Here is a 13,773-nt window from a genome sequence, read left to right on the forward strand (position 1 = left end):
GGGTCATGGCTCAGAAGACGGTCGCAGACCAGCTCATCGCTCAGCTCATCGACGCCGGCGTCTCCCGCATCTACGGGATCGTCGGCGACTCGCTGAATCCGATCGTCGACGCGGTGCGCCGCAGCGGCGGATCCGAGAAGGGAGGCATCGACTGGATCCACGTGCGCAACGAGGAGGCGGCCGCCTTCGCCGCCGGCGCGGAGGCGCAGCTCACCGGGCGCCTCGCCGTCTGCGCCGGCAGCTGCGGCCCCGGCAACCTGCACCTCATCAACGGCCTCTACGACGCGCACCGCTCCTCCGCCCCGGTGCTCGCCATCGCGAGCCACATCCCCAGCAACGAGATCGGCTCGTCCTACTTCCAGGAGACGCACCCGGACAGGCTCTTCGTCGAGTGCTCGAACTACCGCGAGCTGATCTCGACCGCCGCCCAGGCTCCGCGGGTCGTGAACGCCGCGATGCGCAGCGCGGTGGCGCTCCGCGGAGTCGCCGTGGTCACCCTCCCCGGCGACATCGCCGAGCTGGAGGCGGTCGACGGCTTCCCCGCGTTCGTGCTGCCGTCGACGCCCGTCCTGGTCCCCGCCGACGCCGACGTCCGCGCCCTCGCGGCTGCGATCGACCAGGCGCGGACCGTCGCGATCTTCGCGGGCGCCGGAGTGCAGAACGCGCACGACGAGGTCGTCGCCTTCGCCGAGCTGGTGGGCGCGCCCGTCGGGCACAGCCTGCGCGGCAAGGAGTGGATCCAGTACGACAACCCCTACGACGTCGGCATGACGGGCCTCCTCGGCTACGGAGCGGCGCACGCCGGCATGCACGACGCCGACCTGCTCCTCCTCCTCGGCACCGACTTCCCCTACGAGCAGTTCCTCCCCGACGCCTCGAAGGTGGTGATCGCGCAGGTCGACAGCGACGCCTCGAAGCTCGGACGCCGCGTCAGCGTCGCGCACCCCGTCCACGGCGACGTGGCGGCGACCCTCACCGCGCTGACCCCGCTCGTGCAGCGGAAGGACCACCGCTTCCTCGACAAGACGCTGAAGAAGCACGAGAAGCTGGTCACCGGAGTCGTCGGGAAGTACACCGAGGTCGGCACGCGCAGCCCGATCCACCCCGAGCTCGTCGCGTCCACGCTCGACGGCCTGCTCTCCGAGGACGCGATCGTCACCGCCGACACCGGCATGGGCAACGTCTGGCAGGCCCGCTACATCACCCCCAACGGGAAGCGGCGCCTGCTCGGCTCGTACATGCACGGGTCGATGGCGAACGCGCTGCCGCAGGCGGTCGGCGCGCAGCTCTCGCACCCCGGTCGCCAGGTCGTCTCGCTGAGCGGCGACGGCGGGCTCTCGATGCTGATGGGCGAGCTGGTCACGGTCGCCGCCTACCGGCTGCCCGTGACGATCGTCGTGTTCAACAACTCCACGCTCGGGCTGGTGAAGGTCGAGATGCTGGTCGACGGCTTCCCGGACTTCGCTGTCGACGTGCCGATGGTCGACTACGCGAAGGTGGCGGAGGCGATCGGCATCCGCGGCATCCGCGTCGAGGACCCGCGCGACGTGGAGGAGGCCCTCCGCTCGGCTCTCGCCGACGGCGGCCCGGTCCTCGTCGACGTGGTGACGGATCCGCTCGCCCTCTCGCTCCCGCCCACGATCACGGGCGCGCAGGTGAAGGGCTTCGCGCTGGCGGTCTCGAAGATCGTGATGAACGGAGGAGCGGGCGAGGCCGTCGCGCTGGCCCGCACCAACATCAAGCACGCTCTCCGATGATCGACGCCCGGGCGCTCGCGAGCGGCACCTGGTTCGTCCGGGGCTCCTCGCTGCCGCTCTGGCGCTCGCGGTCGGGGGTGGCGATCACGTACGCGCCGCTCCCGACCGGCGGGATCGGCGACGTCGTCAGCTGGCGCGGCCGCACGCGCTCGCACTACGTGGTCGGGATCGACACCCCCGACCCGCACGATCCGTCCGGCTTCCGCTGGCGCGGCGTCGAGCCGCTGACCCTCCTCGCCCGCAGCCGCTGGTCGTTCGTGGCCGCCGACGACGAGGCGGGCTGGGCGCTCACCCGCTTCGCCCGGACGCCGTTCACGCCCGCCGGCGTCGACGTGTACGTCCGCGAGCCGCACCCGGCCCGCGGCGTCCTCGCGGCGGCGCTCGCCGCCTGCGCCGCCGACCCGCGCACGTCCGCGCTGCGCCCGCGCCTCTTCGAGGTCGCGCCCTGACTCCTGAGCGCGCGCCCTCCCGTGAGGCGTCACGAACGGTCGTCACCCTGCCCGGATGACGGCCGTTCGCGACCCCTCGGCGGTCGTCGATGCGGAGCCCGTTCCGCGAGTGCTCGTCGCAGGCGCTCGACGGAGCGCTCGGGGTGGGGGACGAACTCGGCGCCGACGATGCGGACGACGCGGACGCCGATCGAGGCGAGGTCGTCGTAGCGGCCGAGGTCGCGCGCGAAGCGCCGGTTGCTGGTGCGGTGATCGTCGCCCTCGTACTCCCACGCGACCCGCTCCGCGGGGTACCATCCGTCCGGCCGCCCGACGAAGACCCCGACGGAGTCGAACAGCGGCTCCTGCAGCACCGGCTCCGGGAGCCCCGCCCGGAGCGAGGCGAGCCGGAACCGCGACTCCTGCCGCGAGTCCGCCCCGTCGCGCACCAGAGCGAGTGCGGCGCGGAGTCGCACCGAGCCCCGACCGCGGAAGGCCGACACGCGCTCCCGCAGGTCGGGCAGAGGCACCCAGGGCCGTCGATCGGCCGGATCGCCGACGACCGGCGTGCGCACCAGCGCGTCGCCCACCGCGACGAGGTCGTCCGGCTCGAGGAGCGCGGAGAGATGGCAGAAGAGCGAGGCCGGATCGGTGAGGGGCAGTCCGCGGCTCAGGACGCGGCGGACGTCGGGATCGGCGAGGGCGTGGCCGACGACGTTCCGGTGCCGGGGAGCGCGTCCCGGCCGGCGGACGCTGACGTGCACCGGCTCGTCCGCAGCGGCGGGCGGGAGGTCGAGCGGCCAGAGCCGCGCCGCCGTCACGTGGCTCAGGAGCGCCTCCGGACCGACCAGCGCGAGGAGCGCCTCCGCGCGCAGGCGCAGGTCGGGGTCGGGGTCGGGGGTGCGGACCCCGTGGAAGGGACGGTGGAGGTCGGAGCTGCGGAGCCGCCCGCGGCTCAGACCGCTCGCGCGAGCGTCAGCGACGGTGAAGGCGCGGCCGCGGAGTCCGATCGGAAGCGGCGAGGGATCGTGCATCCGGCCACTGTCCCGCCTCCCGATCCTCGTGAACCGGTTCTCCACAGGCCGGATCCTGCGCCCACCCCGCTCGACCGCGTCCATGCGTCACGAACGGCCGTCATCCCGCTCGGATGACGACCATCCGCGACCCTTCAGCGAGCTGGCGCGCGCAGGTGCGGGCGCGTCACTCGCCGAGCGTGATCGCCTGCGCCTCGACGAGCTCGGGCTCGGGCTCGTGGGCGTCGGCGCGGGCGAGGGTGCGGCGTCCGAGCAGCACGATCAGCGCGGCGACGGCGACGGCTCCGGCTGCGGCGTACATCGGGAAGGCCGGCGAGATCGCGGCGGCCAGGGCGGACGCGGCGGGCGGGGCGATCGCGCCGCCGAGGAAGCGGACGCCGGAGTAGGCGGACGAGGCGACCGAGCGGGGCAGGTCGGTCGCCTCCATCACGCACTCGGTGAGCACCGTGTTGACGACTCCGAGCAGCAGGCCGCCGACGATGATGCAGACGATCAGGCCGACACGGGACGAGATCACGAGGCCGCCGGCGATCAGGTCGAGCGCGAGCAGCAGCAGCACCGAGCGCAGCACGACGGTGCGCGGGAGGCGCCGGGTGAGCAGCGGAGCGACGAACACGGAGGTGACCGCCACGCCCAGGCCCCAGCCGAAGAACGTGAAGCCGAGGCCCATCTCGTCCAGCCCGAGCGGGTAGGGCGTGTAGGCGAGCAGCACGAAGAAGCCGATGTTGTAGAACAGGGCGGCGCCCGCCAGCGTGCGGATGGCCGGGACCTTGAGGGCCGCGAAGGGCGCCGAGAGCGGAGTCGGAGCGGGCTTGGGGCCGTCCTCCCGCAGGAGCGTCGCGATGGCGATGAAGCCGACGGCCATCAGCACGGCGGTGCCGAAGAACGGACCGCGCCACGAGACGCTGCCGAGGAGCCCGCCGAGCAGCGGGCCGACGGCGATGCCGATGCCCAGAGCGGCCTCGTAGAGCACGATCGCCGCGGAGGAGCCTCCGCTCGCCGCGCCGACGATGGTCGACAGGGCGGTCGAGATGAACAGCGCGTTGCCGAAGCCCCAGCCCGCGCGGAAGCCGATGACGCCCTCGACACTGCCCGCCGTGCCGGCGAGCGCGGCGAACACCACGATCAGCACCAGGCCGATCATGAGGGTCTTCTTGGCGCCGATGCGGCTGGAGAGCCAGCTGGTGAAGAACATCACGACGCCGGTGATGACGAGGTAGCTCGTGAAGAGCAGCGAGGTCTCGGTCGGAGTCGCCTGCAGGCTCTCGGCGATGGCCGGGAGGATCGGGTCGACCAGGCCGATCCCCATGAAGGCGATCACCGCGGCGAAGGCGACGGCCCAGACGGCCAGCGGCTGCTTCAGGATCGAGCCCTGGGCGGGCGAGTGGGGGGAGGTGGTCACGGCGTGGGGCCTTTCTCGGGGGAGGAGGGGACGGGGGTGCCGGCGATCCGGGCGACGCGGGCCTCGACGAGGGTCGCGGCGCGCTCGAGGGCGAGGCGGTCGTCCTCGTCGAGGTCCTCGAACAGCGGGGCCAGGGCGGCCTCGAGGCGGAGACGGTGCTCGGCGAGGGCGTCGAAGCCGGCGGGAGTGCCCTCGATCAGCCAGGCGCGGCCGTCGCCGGCGTCGTGGACGCGGCGGATCCAGCCGGCCTCGTCGAGCCGGGCGATGATGCCGGTCATCGTCGGCTGGGTGACGCGGACCCGCTCGGCGAGCTCGCCGAGGCGGGAGGGGGAGGCGGTGCGCAGCTCGGCGAGCGTCGACCAGACGGCTCCGGACTGCGCACCGAGCCCGGTCGCGCCGCTCGCCCGGCCCGCGAACCGCGTGAGGGCGGTGGCGGCGGAGGCGAGACGCACGGGGGCACTGGGGTCGGGCACGAGAAACAATATAGCACGCCTATGTAGTTCAGTGGAGGGCGCTCCGAGTCCGCCCTCCATCGGGCGCACTCACTGACGTTCTCCTCCGCTTCTGTGACAGGATCGTCCGTATTCGCGCGTCCACTCCCGCGATCACCGACGGAAAGAGAAGTCATGTCCCCCAGCGAGCACGACGTCGTCGTGATCGGAGCCGGTGCCACCGGACTCACCGCGGCGCTCCGGCTGCAGCAGCACGGGCTCGACGTCGTCGTCGTCGAGGCGCGCGAGCGCGTGGGCGGGCGGCTCGAGACCCGCGTGGTCGACGGGCAGCTCCTCGAGCTCGGCGGCCAGTGGGTCTCGCCGGACCAGACGGCGCTCCTCGAGACCCTCGACGAGCTCGGCCTCGGCAGCTACTCCCGCTACCGCGAGGGCGAGAGCGTCTACATCGGCGCCGACGGCTCCGCTCGACGCTTCACCGGCGACATCTTCCCGGGGAGCGAGCGCACCGAGTCCGAGATCTCCCGTCTGATCGAGGTGCTCGACCGCCTCGTCGCCGAGACGGACCCGGCGGCGCCCTGGACGCATCCGCTCGCCCGCGACTACGACCGCATCACCTTCGCCGCCTGGCTGGAGCAGCAGAGCGACGACGAGGAGGCGCGGGCCAACATCGCCCTCTTCCTCGCCGACGCCATGCTCACCAAGCCGGCGCACGCCTTCTCCCTCCTCCAGGCGCTCCTCATGGCCGCGAGCGCGGGGAGCTTCAGCAACCTGGTCGACGCCGACTTCATCCTCGACAAGCGCGTGATCGGCGGCCTCCAGCAGGTCCCGGAGCGGCTCGCCGAGCGCCTCGGCGCCGAGCGCGTCCTGCTCGGGCACCCGGTCCGCTCCGTCCGCTACGGCGACGACGGCGTCGAGGTGCGCGCCGACGGCGTCGTCCTCCGCGCCCGCCGCGCGATCGTCGCCGTGCCGCCGAACCTCGTCGGCCGCATCTCGTTCGACCCGCCGCTCCCGCGCCTGCGGCAGCAGGCCCTGCAGCACCAGTCGCTCGGCCTCGTGATCAAGGTGCACGCCACGTACGCCACGCCCTTCTGGCGCGCCGACGGCCTCTCCGGCACCGCGTTCAGCCCGCACTCGCTCGTCCACGAGGCCTACGACAACTCGAACCACGGGGAGGAGCGCGGCACCCTGGTCGGCTTCGTCTCGGACGAGAAGGCCGACCGCGTGCTCGCGCTCGACGAGACGGAGCGGAAGGCCGCGATCCTCGACTCGCTCGCCGCCTACTTCGGCCCGGCCGCACTCGATCCGGTCGTCTACTACGAGAGCGACTGGGCGTCCGAGGAGTGGACGCAGGGCGCGTACGCCGCGAGCTTCGACCTGGGCGGGCTGACCCGGTACGGCGCGCTGCAGCTGGAGCCGGTGGGTCCGCTCCGCTTCGGCACGAGCGACCTCGCCGCCGAGGGCTACCAGCACGTCGACGGCGCCATCCGCGTCGGCAGGCGCCTGGCACAGGAGATCATCGACGAGGACGGCGCGATCGCACCGGCCCCCCGCAGCGAAGGAGCACAGCCCGCATGAGCACCCACTACGCCGTGATCGACCCGGCCACGGGGGAGACCCTCCGCGAGTACCCGACCCTCGGCGACGCCGAGCTGACCGCGGCGATCGGCTCGGCGCAGGACGCGTACTCCTCGTGGTCGCGGACCGTGCCCGTCGCGACCCGCGCGGCGCTGATCGCCCGGGTGGCAGAGCTGCACGTCGAGCGCGCCGACGAGCTCGCGGCGATCATCGTCCGCGAGATGGGCAAGCCGCTCGACCAGGCGCAGGGCGAGGTCGGCTTCGCCGCCGACATCTACCGCTACTACGCCGAGAACGGCGAGGCCTTCCTGGCCGACGAGCCGATCGAGCTCGCCGAGGGCACCGGCTCCGCGCTGATCCGCCGTGCCGGGCTGGGCGTGCTGCTGGGCATCATGCCGTGGAACTTCCCCTACTACCAGGTGGCCCGCTTCGCCGGCCCGAACGTGGTCGCGGGCAACACGATCCTGCTCAAGCACGCGCCGCAGTGCCCGGAATCGGCCGCCGCCATCGCCGACATGTTCCGCACCGCGGCCGAGGAGCTGGGCGCGCCCGCCGGCGTCTACGTGAACCTCTACGCCACGAACGAGCAGGCCGCGACCGTCATCGCCGACCCCCGGGTCCAGGGCGTCTCCGTCACCGGCTCCGAGCGGGCCGGCGCGGCCGTCGCGGAGCTCGCGGGCCGACACCTGAAGAAGGTCGTGCTCGAGCTCGGCGGCTCCGACCCGTTCGTGCTCCTGTCGACCGACGACCTCGACAAGGCGGTCGAGGACGCGGTCGCCGCGCGTCTGGACAACAACGGCCAGTCCTGCAACGCCGCGAAGCGCTTCATCGTGATCGACGAGCTGTACGACGCGTTCGCCGAGAAGTTCACGGAGGCGTTCACCCGCGCCCAGCCGGCCGATCCGTTCGCAGAGGGCACCCTCCTCGGCCCGCTCTCCTCCTCCGCCGCGACGGAGCGCCTCGAGGCGCAGCTGGCGGCCGCGCGCGAGCAGGGGGCCACCGTCCGCGCCAGCGGCGAGGTGACCGGCAACTTCTTCCCGCCCGCCGTGCTCGAGGGCGTCACGCCCGAGATGGACGCCTACCGCGAGGAGTTCTTCGGCCCCGTCGCCGCGCTCTACCGCGTCCGCGACGAGGACGAGGCGATCGCCCTCGCGAACGACACCCCCTACGGCCTCGGCTCCTACCTCTACACGACCGACCAGGAGCAGGCGCTGCGCCTGGCGGACCGGATCGACGCGGGCATGGTCTGGATCAACCTCGTCCTCGGCGACGCGGCCGAGCTGCCCTTCGGCGGCGTGAAGCGCTCGGGCACCGGCCGCGAGATGGGCCGCCCCGCCCTCGAGGAGTTCGTGAACAAGAAGCTCATCCGCATCGCGTGAGACGGGTGCGGGCCGGGCCCCGGAGTGGATCCGGAGCCCGGCCCGCAGCCGCTCGGCCTGCGCCCGCTCACTTCTTCGTCAGCGACGACTCCTTGTGCGCGGCCTTCGCGTCGGTCTTGTCGCTCTGCACGATCCAGTAGGGCTCGTCGTCCGAGGCGTTGAACTTCTGCCCCTCGAACTGGAACTCCTTCGTCTTCTTCTCGACCAGCTCGCCGTGGGTCTCGCCCTGGGAGGTGTTCCAGCTGATCTTGTCGCCCTTCTTCACGAGGCGGCTCCTCTCTCTCGGTCGCGCCGGAGCGCGGTGGTCCCCTCGCGCGGGAGCGCGATGGTGGTGGTGACGTCGACGATCGCCGGGGCGGCGGGCGCCGACGAGAAGCCGAACCGCACGGGCGGCGAGAGCGGGCGCAGCGGGCCGAGGTCCTCCTCCGCCAGCACCGCGTGGACCCCCTCGACGCGGCGGATCGCCCGCACGCCGTAGTACTCGCGGCGTCCGTGCCCGGCCGACCCGGCCGTGCTGACCCCGCGGACGAGCAGGGAGGCGACCGGCGAGATCGCGGTCAGCCATGCCGGGTGCTCGGCGAGCGGTCGCGGAACGATCCGCAGCAGCCGGCCGAGCGCAGTGAGACCGCCGAGCTCCAGTCGCACCGCGAGCGGTCCGGCCGCGACGGACAGGCCGCCCGCGATCCTCCGCCACGACACCGGCGCGATCCGCACCTCGTCGAACGCGTACGTCGACCCGATGAAGTCCGCGACCTCGCGGGTCGGTGCGATCAGGAGGCGGTGGCCGTCGCCGTCCTCGACCATCGCGTCGGCGAACGGGCCGAAGGGGGTGTCCTCCCAGAGGCCCAGCACGATCCTTGTGCCCGAGGACGTGCCGAACCCCGCGATGCGCCCGCCGAAGCGGAGGAGCCGCGGGGTCCGGCCGGTCATCAGGAGGCCGAGCGCAGCAGCGTGAACGAGCCGTCGCGGACGATCAGCGTGGTGACCTCGCCCTCGACGACCTGCTCCGGGTCGCTCGAGGCGGCCAGCGTCCACTCGGCGCCGGGCGCCTCGGGAACGGTGAACTCGACGCCGTTCTCCGCCGCGTTCAGCAGCAGGGCGAAGCTCGCGCTGCCCTCGTGCTCGAACACGAAGGTGATCGAGCGGGCGTCGGGGTTGTCCCAGTCCTCGTCGGCGAAGCCCTGCGCGTCGGAGCGGAGGATGTCGACCGTGTCGGGGCCGCCGTCGCCGGGGGCGCGGCGGAACCACTTCGGGCGCAGCGCCGGCTCCGCGGCGCGGAGGGCGATCAGCTCGCGGGTGAAGGCGAGCAGCTCGCGGTCCGCGTTCTCCCAGTCGAACCACGAGATCTCGTCGTCCTGGCAGTAGGCGTTGTTGTTGCCGCCCTGCGTGCGGGCGATCTCGTCGCCGCCCAGGATCATCGGCACGCCGGCCGAGAGCAGCAGCGTCGCGAGGAAGTTGCGGCGCATGCGGTCGCGGCGCTCGTTGACCGCCTCGTTCTCGGTCGGGCCCTCGGCGCCGTTGTTGGAGGAGCGGTTGTCGCTCTCGCCGTCGTTGTTGTCCTCGCCGTTGGCCGCGTTGTGCTTGCGCGAGTATGCGGTGAGGTCGGCGAGGGTGAAGCCGTCGTGCGCGGTGACGAAGTTGATGCTGGAGACCGGCGAGCGGCGGTCGGCCTCGTACACGTCGGGGGAGCCGAGGACGCGCTGCGCGGTCGTGCCGAGCACCGAGTCGGCGCCGTTCCAGAAGTCGCGCACGTCGTCGCGGAACTTCCCGTTCCACTCCGACCAGTCCGCGGGGAAGCCGCCGACCTGGTAGCCGGCGGTGTCCCACGGCTCGGCGATCATCTTGACGGGCGCGAGCACCGGGTCCTGCGCGATCAGGTCGAGGAAGGCGCTGTGCACCTCGGCCTCACCGGTCTGGCGGGTGAGGGTGGTGGCGAGGTCGAAGCGGAAGCCGTCGATGTGCATCTCGGTCACCCAGTAGCGCAGCGAGTCCATGATCAGGCCGAGCGCGGCCGGGTGCGCGACGTTGAGGCTGTTGCCGGTGCCGGTGGTGTCGAAGTAGTTCGCGCGGTCCTCCTCCACCAGTCGGTAGTAGGAGCCGTTGTCGATGCCCTTGAACGAGAGGGTGGGGCCCTTGTCGTTGCCCTCGGCGGTGTGGTTGTAGACCACGTCGAGGATGACCTCGAGGCCGGCCTCGTGGAACGCCTTGACCATGGCCTTGAACTCGTCGACCTGCGAGCCGTCGTCCCCGGCGTGCGAGTACTCGTTGTGCGGCGCGAAGAAGCCGAGGGAGTTGTAGCCCCAGTAGTTGCGCAGGCCCTTCTCCTCGAGGTGCGAGTCCTGCACGAACTGGTGCACGGGGAGCAGCTCGACCGAGGTCACGCCCAGGTCGGTGAAGTGCTTGATCGCGGCGGGGTGCGCGAGGCCGCGGTAGGTGCCGCGGATGTCCTCGGGCACGTCTGTGTGCAGCTTCGTGAAGCCCTTCACGTGCACCTCGTAGACGACGGTCTCCTCGAGCGGGATGCGCGGCGCGGTGTCGCCGCTCCAGTCGAAGGAGTCGGGGTCGGTGACGACGCAGCGGGGGACCGCGTGCGCGGAGTCGGCGTCGTTGCGGGAGTCGGCGTCCTCGTAGAACTGGCCGAAGACGTCCTCGGACCAGGTGTACGAGCCCTCGATCGCGGTGGCGTGCGGGTCGAGGAGGAGCTTGGCGGCGTTGTGGCGGAGGCCGTTGGCGGGGTCCCAGGGGCCGTCGACGCGCAGTCCGTAGCGGGTGCCGATGCCCATCTCGGGGACGAGGCCGTGGAAGACGTGGCCGGTCCGCTCGGTGAGGGCGACGCGGGTCTCTGCTCCGGACTCGTCGAAGAGGCAGACCTCGACGCTGTCCGCGGTCTCGGAGTAGACGGCGACGTTGGCGCCGGCGTCGCCGCGGAGGGAGACGCCGAGGGGATACGGGAAGGAACGGGGGGATGCGGGCATGCGTCCATCCTGACCGGGCGGCTCCGAGAGCTTCGCGCCCTTGTCGCCGCGCCCGCCTCCCGCTAATCTTCCAGGCCCTCCCTTCGACACCGCGCCTTCCGCGGGCATATAGTCAGCTGGCTTACTAAATCGTCGGAGGAGAGCGTCGTGCGCAACCGCAAGTGGATCGGGCTGGTCGTCATCAGCCTCGGAGTGGCGACGATCATCGTCGACTCGACCATCGTCAACGTCGCCATCCCGTCGATCGTCGCCGATCTCGGGATCACCTCGACCCAGGTGCAGTGGGTGCAGGAGTCGTACACGCTCGTGTTCGCCGCGCTCCTGCTGGTCTTCGGCACCCTCGCCGACCGCTGGGGCCGGCGCCGCATGCTGATCGTCGGCGTCTCGCTCTTCGCGCTCTCCTCCGTCGCGGCGGCCCTCGCTCCGACCGGCGACCTGCTGATCCTCTCCCGGGTCGTTCAGGGCGTCGGAGGAGCGATGGTGCTGCCGACGACCCTCTCGCTGATCAACGCCACCTTCCGCGGGCGCGAGCGCGCTATCGCCTTCGCCGTCTGGGGCTCGACCATCGGCGGCATGACCGCGGTCGGCCCGCTGCTCGGCGGCTGGCTCACCACCGACTTCTCGTGGCGCTGGGCGTTCGGCATCAACATCCCGCTCGGCGTGATCATCGTGGTCGGAGCGCTGCTGTTCGTCGACGAGTCGCGGCAGCCCGACGGGCGGCGGGTCGACCTCGTCGGCGCCGCGCTCTCGATCATCGCCTCCGCCTCCCTGGTGTTCGCCCTCATCGAGGGGCGCACCCTCGGCTGGTGGGGCGTCGACGAGCCGCTGAGCGTCGGCGGCTGGAGCTGGCCGCTCGGCCTCTCGCCGGTCCCGATCGCGTTCGCCGTCGCGGTGCTCGCCGGGGTCGCCTTCGTCCTCTGGGCGCGGGCCCGCGAGCGCGCCGGGCGCTCGGCGATGCTCGCGATCGGGCTCTTCCGCCTCGCCTCGTTCCGCAACGGCAACCTCGCCGCGATGATCGTCTCGCTCGGCGAGTTCGGGATCATCCTGGCGCTGCCGATCTGGCTCCAGAGCGTCCTCGGCTACACGGCCGTGCAGACCGGCCTGGTGCTCCTCGCGCTCGCGCTCGGCTCCTTCGTCGCCTCGGGCTTCGCCGGCGCCTTCGGCAACAGGGTCGCGCCGGTGCTGATCGTGCGGGTGGGTCTCGCGGCCGAGATCGTCGGCGTCGCGGGCATCGGCCTGGTCGTCTCCGACTCCACCCCGTGGTGGGCCCTCGTCCCGTTCCTCGCCGTCTACGGCTTCGGCGTCGGCCTCGCGACGGCGCAGCTGACCGGGGTCGTGCTCCGGGACGTTCCCGTCGAGCTCAGCGGGCAGGGCTCGGGCACGCAGTCGACCGCACGGCAGATCGGCTCCGCCCTCGGCATCGCCGTGCTCGGGACGATCCTCTACACCTCGACCGCGGGGGTCCTCACGACCTCGCTCGAGCAGCAGGGCCTCCCCGCGGAGCAGGTGGCGACCACCGTCGACGCGGTGGTCGACTCCTCCGGTGCGGCGATCGCGGGGCTGGCCGCCTCACCGGCCACCGCCGACGCGGCCCGGGCGGCGGGCGAGGCGTTCTCGGACGGCACCCGCTACGCCGCCTTCGCGGCCGCCGGGTTCCTCGCCGTCGGCTTCCTGGCCACGCTCTCGCTCGGCCGCCCGGCAGAGGAGGAGGAGCCGGAGGTCAGCTCAGCGGAGCCGAGTCGTCGGCGGTGAAGACGATCTTGCCGATCGTGCGGTCGGCGCCGGTCGCTCGGCGCGACAGCACGTCGACGACGTCGCCCAGCGGATGCACGGCGCCCGGCCGGGGCCGCAGCTCGCCGGAGGCGGCGAGCGAGACCGCGCGCCCGATCCGCTCCGCCGTCGCCACCACGATCATGTTGCGCACCCGCGGGCGGTCGCGGCGGACGAGGCCCGTCGCCTGCGAGACCAGCGCCGGACCGCTCGGCACCAGCGTCGCGATGCGTCCGCCCTCGGCCAGGAGGATCGCCGCGTCGTCGACCGGCAGGTGGCCGGAGACGTCGACGACCACGTCGAAGCGGCCGCCCAGCACCCCGAGGTCGAGCGCGCGGTAGTCGTGCGGCTCGGCGCCGAGCGAGCGGAGCAGGTCGGCGGAGGCGGCCGAGCCGGTGGCCGCGACCGTGCAGCCCGCCCGCACCAGCAGCTGGATCGTCGGATCGCCGATGGCTCCCGAGCCGCCGCTGACGAGGACGCGCTCGCCGGCGCGCACGTGCAGTGCGTCCACCAGGCCCACCGCGGTGCCGCCCGACATCGCGAGCGTGACGGCCTCGACGAAGCCGAGGGAGTCGGGCATCGGGACGAGCGAGCGGCTGCGCGCGATGGACGCGTCGGCGAAGGCGTCGCCGTCGCGGGTCATCCCCACCACGCGGTCGCCGATCGCGACCGAGTGCGACCCCGGGCCGAGCGCCTCGACGGTGCCGGCGATGTCGAGGCCGAACCCGTAGGGACGGGAGCGGCCGAAGGCCATGATCCGCGCGGAGCCGGACAGGATCTTCTCGTCGGTCGCGTTGATGCTCGCCGCGCGCGTGCGCACCAGGACCTCGCCGCGACCCGGCATGGGCACCGGCGCTTCCCGCCACGAGAGCAGATCGGGCCCGCCGAACCTGTCGTACCCGAGTCGTCGCATGTCGCTCCCGTCGTCCGTGCCAGCCCCCCCGAGCCTAGGGCGTGGCCGCTGAGCGGAGGCGTCGCGGGCGCCCGGCGGAACCCCCTCC

12 protein-coding genes are annotated in these 13,773 nt (G+C 72.7%); 5 read left to right on the plus strand and 7 right to left on the minus strand.

The genetic code is table 11. From position 1 onward, the window contains the following. The first annotated feature begins 5 nt into the window (after nt 1–5). Together GTU71_RS15245 and GTU71_RS15250 are read left to right on the plus strand one after the other, a co-directional pair. The gene (locus GTU71_RS15245) at nt 6–1,757 is read left to right on the plus strand and encodes a pyruvate dehydrogenase (protein WP_104226089.1); all 1,752 of its coding nucleotides are present in this window, start codon (nt 6–8) and stop codon (nt 1,755–1,757) included. Next, nucleotides 1,754–2,206 carry a hypothetical protein gene (locus GTU71_RS15250; protein WP_104226090.1) on the plus strand — a complete coding sequence of 151 codons (453 nt, stop codon included), beginning with the start codon at nt 1,754–1,756 and terminating at the stop codon, nt 2,204–2,206. The genes GTU71_RS15245 and GTU71_RS15250 overlap by 4 nt, the downstream gene beginning before the upstream one ends. Before the next feature lie 29 nt (nt 2,207–2,235). Here GTU71_RS15250 and GTU71_RS15255 read toward each other — a convergent pair whose 3' ends face one another. The 3 genes from GTU71_RS15255 to GTU71_RS15265 all read right to left on the minus strand — a co-directional run bounded on the left by GTU71_RS15255 (nt 2,236) and on the right by GTU71_RS15265 (nt 5,094). After that, nucleotides 2,236–3,219, minus strand: a complete 984-nt coding sequence (locus tag GTU71_RS15255) for a hypothetical protein (protein WP_159940880.1) — start codon at nt 3,217–3,219, stop codon at nt 2,236–2,238. A gap of 166 nt (nt 3,220–3,385) precedes the next feature. Further along, on the minus strand, nt 3,386–4,621 hold the full coding sequence (locus GTU71_RS15260) for an MFS transporter (RefSeq protein ID WP_104246960.1): 1,236 nt from the start codon (nt 4,619–4,621) through the stop codon (nt 3,386–3,388). Further along, nucleotides 4,618–5,094 (minus strand): MarR family transcriptional regulator, encoded by a 477-nt coding sequence (locus GTU71_RS15265; RefSeq protein WP_159940882.1) that lies wholly within the window; start codon nt 5,092–5,094, stop codon nt 4,618–4,620. Before GTU71_RS15265 ends, GTU71_RS15260 begins: the two co-directional genes overlap by 4 nt. Before the next feature lie 153 nt (nt 5,095–5,247). Between GTU71_RS15265 and GTU71_RS15270 the strand changes: the two genes are divergently transcribed. Then, nucleotides 5,248–6,648 carry an NAD(P)/FAD-dependent oxidoreductase gene (locus GTU71_RS15270; RefSeq protein ID WP_159940884.1) on the plus strand — a complete coding sequence of 467 codons (1,401 nt, stop codon included), beginning with the start codon at nt 5,248–5,250 and terminating at the stop codon, nt 6,646–6,648. Beyond that, nucleotides 6,645–8,027: an NAD-dependent succinate-semialdehyde dehydrogenase gene (locus GTU71_RS15275; protein WP_104226095.1), complete on the plus strand. Its 1,383-nt coding sequence runs from the start codon at nt 6,645–6,647 to the stop codon at nt 8,025–8,027. Before GTU71_RS15270 ends, GTU71_RS15275 begins: the two co-directional genes overlap by 4 nt. Nucleotides 8,028–8,094: 67 nt before the next feature. Here the strand turns inward: GTU71_RS15275 and GTU71_RS15280 are convergent, their stop codons facing one another. Genes GTU71_RS15280 through glgX form a run of 3 tightly spaced genes read right to left on the minus strand, consistent with a single transcriptional unit; the run spans nt 8,095 to nt 11,002 of the window. Next, nucleotides 8,095–8,292: a DUF2945 domain-containing protein gene (locus GTU71_RS15280; protein ID WP_056866275.1), complete on the minus strand. Its 198-nt coding sequence runs from the start codon at nt 8,290–8,292 to the stop codon at nt 8,095–8,097. Then, entirely contained in the window at nt 8,289–8,957 is a 669-nt protein-coding gene (locus GTU71_RS15285; RefSeq protein ID WP_104233046.1) for a hypothetical protein, read from the minus strand. Before GTU71_RS15285 ends, GTU71_RS15280 begins: the two co-directional genes overlap by 4 nt. After that, entirely contained in the window at nt 8,957–11,002 is a 2,046-nt protein-coding gene (gene glgX, locus GTU71_RS15290) for a glycogen debranching protein GlgX (protein ID WP_159940886.1), read from the minus strand. The genes GTU71_RS15285 and glgX overlap by 1 nt, the downstream gene beginning before the upstream one ends. A gap of 147 nt (nt 11,003–11,149) precedes the next feature. On the opposite strand from glgX, the gene GTU71_RS15295 reads away from it, so the two are divergent. After that, complete coding sequence (locus GTU71_RS15295; RefSeq protein WP_159940888.1) at nt 11,150–12,754, plus strand: DHA2 family efflux MFS transporter permease subunit; 1,605 nt, start codon at nt 11,150–11,152, stop codon at nt 12,752–12,754. On the opposite strand, the gene GTU71_RS15300 is transcribed toward GTU71_RS15295, so the two are convergent. Then, nucleotides 12,723–13,685 (minus strand): NADP-dependent oxidoreductase, encoded by a 963-nt coding sequence (locus tag GTU71_RS15300; protein ID WP_159940890.1) that lies wholly within the window; start codon nt 13,683–13,685, stop codon nt 12,723–12,725. The genes GTU71_RS15295 and GTU71_RS15300 overlap by 32 nt on opposite strands. Between the last annotated feature and the right edge of the window lie 88 nt (nt 13,686–13,773).

The sequence above is a fragment of the Rathayibacter sp. VKM Ac-2762 genome (genome assembly GCF_009866585.1).
Taxonomy (GTDB): Bacteria; Actinomycetota; Actinomycetes; order Actinomycetales; family Microbacteriaceae; genus Rathayibacter.

What these genes read in the sequence shown, in the direction of transcription:
- GTU71_RS15300 (WP_159940890.1), bottom strand. Translation starts at nt 13,685, where the DNA reads ATGCGACGACTCGGGTACGACAGGTTCGGCGGGCCCGATCTGCTCTCG.
- GTU71_RS15250 (WP_104226090.1), top strand. Translation starts at nt 1,754, where the DNA reads ATGATCGACGCCCGGGCGCTCGCGAGCGGCACCTGGTTCGTCCGGGGC.
- GTU71_RS15270 (WP_159940884.1), top strand. Translation starts at nt 5,248, where the DNA reads ATGTCCCCCAGCGAGCACGACGTCGTCGTGATCGGAGCCGGTGCCACC.
- GTU71_RS15285 (WP_104233046.1), bottom strand. Translation starts at nt 8,957, where the DNA reads ATGACCGGCCGGACCCCGCGGCTCCTCCGCTTCGGCGGGCGCATCGCG.
- glgX (WP_159940886.1), bottom strand. Translation starts at nt 11,002, where the DNA reads ATGCCCGCATCCCCCCGTTCCTTCCCGTATCCCCTCGGCGTCTCCCTC.
- GTU71_RS15275 (WP_104226095.1), top strand. Translation starts at nt 6,645, where the DNA reads ATGAGCACCCACTACGCCGTGATCGACCCGGCCACGGGGGAGACCCTC.
- GTU71_RS15245 (WP_104226089.1), top strand. Translation starts at nt 6, where the DNA reads ATGGCTCAGAAGACGGTCGCAGACCAGCTCATCGCTCAGCTCATCGAC.
- GTU71_RS15255 (WP_159940880.1), bottom strand. Translation starts at nt 3,219, where the DNA reads ATGCACGATCCCTCGCCGCTTCCGATCGGACTCCGCGGCCGCGCCTTC.